2 protein-coding genes and 1 pseudogene are annotated in these 2394 nt (G+C 38.6%); 2 read left to right on the top strand and 1 reads right to left on the bottom strand.

Going from position 1 to position 2394, the window contains the following annotated elements; translation table 11 throughout:
- The first annotated feature begins 179 nt into the window (after nt 1-179).
- The gene (locus tag CM19_RS00320; RefSeq protein ID WP_081801155.1) at nt 180-542 is read left to right on the top strand and encodes an ATP-binding cassette domain-containing protein; all 363 of its coding nucleotides are present in this window, start codon (nt 180-182) and stop codon (nt 540-542) included.
- Here the strand turns inward: CM19_RS00320 and CM19_RS00315 are convergent.
- Entirely contained in the window at nt 537-1922 is a 1386-nt protein-coding gene (locus CM19_RS00315; protein WP_052349372.1) for an RNA-guided endonuclease InsQ/TnpB family protein, read from the bottom strand. The two genes, CM19_RS00320 and CM19_RS00315, sit on opposite strands and share 6 nt — an antisense overlap.
- A 69-nt stretch (nt 1923-1991) precedes the next feature.
- Here CM19_RS00315 and CM19_RS00310 point away from each other — a divergent pair.
- Nucleotides 1992-2394, top strand: a pseudogene (locus tag CM19_RS00310) (ATP-binding cassette domain-containing protein); the annotation flags it as partial.

Below are 2394 nucleotides of genomic sequence, written 5' to 3'. Positions count from 1 at the left end.
TTATCTCAGAAAGGTGAAATGGTCAGAATACACATAGGAAAATAATCATTTTCTTCAGATAAGGTAATATTCGAACCACGTTGAATCTTTACAACTGAAAACTTCGCCCTTTGGGAGGTCAGTCCCAAACATTCAGTAAGATAAAAAAAGATAAAATATGTTATTCTATTTATAATCTAATGATAATTGCCGAAGGACTTACGAAATCCTTTGAGAAAAGGCAAATCTTAGACCTTACTTTCAACGTCGATAACAGATCTATCAATGGCTTTATTGGACCAAACGGTGCAGGGAAAACTACAACTATTAAGATACTCTCCGGTCTTCTAAGGAAGACCTCAGGAAAAGTAGAGGTCTTTGGAGAGGATCCGTGGAATAATCCTAAAGTCTACGAGAGAATGTCTACAATATTCACAACGATATATCATCCTCAGGAAGTAAAAGTCTACGAATATCTAACAGACTTGGGGAGAATATATGGAAAAGATACTGACCTCCTCCCCGCCCTAAAGAGCGAGGGTTCCCCTCAGAGCGGTTCATAGGTTTTGATCCATATGTTTCACCCTCATAGAATCATAGCTAGCTGGTACTACCAGCCCCGATCCTCTCGTCCACGTATAGACCAGTGGGGTGGTCTTACCCCAGCTTATCCCTATCCCTCTGGTGGTGGTTCCCTCAACACCACCATCATTGGGACTCAGGATTATGGATATGTTAAACGCACCAACTAGGTCAGCGTTAAATACTTTGTTAGACGTTGTGCACTTAAATAAACCCCTTGAAACTCTTTTCCCGCATCCATTGCCGTGGATGGGGCAAGTAGTTGAAGTATATGCCTCGTTAACAAACTTAACAGTTATGCCATACTCTTCAGCAACATCCCTCAACTTTTCCATAACTTGTTTATAAGACCAGACGTTAGCAACTAGAAAGTTACCCTTTTTCTGACTTATGTTCTTTGGATAACCAACCTTAATTAGAGAAACACCTTTGTTATACAAGAACTCAGCAACTTTCCTTACGGTAGTATCTATTATAGCGTTTAACTTCCTCTTCCACTTAATATATAATCGTCTTATTTCATTTGAGAACGGTTGTTTATACAAGGATAATAACTTCTGTTTCATACTTATCAGTTTCATGAAGTAGTACGAGATAGACTTCAACACTCTAGTCTTGATTAACATCTGTGTACCGTCTGATACATAGACAGCTAACAAGTTGTTTATCCCTATATCTATCCCACCTACTAAATTACCTTTTAGTGTTAGTGGTACTTTCTTCCATTTACCCGTCTCTCTATCAAGTCTCTCACTTGCCTTTAAGGTAATGTGGGCATACCACTTGTGCAACACGGAGTTGTATATTATTTCTAGTCTTCCTTGTCCCCCTCTATAGTATATTTCTCCCTTGTATCTTATTGCTAAATCCTTGAATTTCCCTAAATGGCGTAGTTCTATCTCTTGTTTCTCTTTATCTATCTTGTATTGATCTTTCCTTAACATGATTATCAACTTCCTCTCCTTCCTGTCTTTCCAGTAACCTGGTGGGTTTACGTTCTTGATGAATGGTAGTAGTAATTTTTCCTCTTTCTTTACTCTTAACAAGGAGAAGAATGAACTCCATGCCTCATTGTTCTTGTTTAAAACTTGTTGTGCTGTTATTGTACCTATCATGTTCTTATACTCATTATACCACTTGTTATAGGTACCCTTGATATCAACACCACGTTCACCGTTAAAGAACTGTCTTCTCCTTTCGTAGTTTACTTGATTCCATAGTTTTGAACATAGGTCACCTAGTTCTTTTAACACTTCCTCTTGTTCTTTTGTTGGTACTAGATCTACAGTTATGGTGCGTTTGAGGACTGGTATGGCAGGCATAGGGACTGATCCCTTACTACTCTTCTTAGGTTTACCCACCGTACCGTCCTCATTAGGAATTACTCTCTATCTTTTATAAACTTTTTCTTAACCACATCCCCGCTCTGAAGAGCGAGGCTTTCAGTTGTAATTGAGGAGTTTCAACTAAACTCTCACCTGAATAAGAAGTTAAATCAACTCTCCTCAGGATTAGCTCAGAGAGTTCAATTAGCTGCAGCCTTAATTAAGGAACCCCAACTAATTCTCGCTGATGAGCCTACTGCAAATCTCGATCCCAAAGCAAGGTTGGAGTTTTATGAGGTAGTTAAAGCACTTCATCGGAAAGGGGTAACTTTCTTCATCTCTTCTCACATACTTTCAGAGTTGGAAAAAATAGTAACTCACGTGGTTTTCATTGATCAAGGAAAGATTACATTCTCAGGTAAGATAAACGATGCATTAAGTGCTGGAGATGAAATATTTCTTTTAGTTGATAATCCCGAAAAAGCTCAGAGAATCCTTGGTTTAGGAG

Origin of the sequence: Candidatus Acidianus copahuensis, from assembly GCF_000632495.1 — an archaeon.
In the GTDB taxonomy this organism is placed as follows: Archaea; Thermoproteota; Thermoprotei_A; order Sulfolobales; family Sulfolobaceae; genus Acidianus; species Acidianus copahuensis.
This window is presented reverse-complemented; position numbering and strand designations above follow the sequence as displayed.

What these genes read in the sequence shown, in the direction of transcription:
- CM19_RS00320 (WP_081801155.1), top strand. Translation starts at nt 180, where the DNA reads ATGATAATTGCCGAAGGACTTACGAAATCCTTTGAGAAAAGGCAAATC.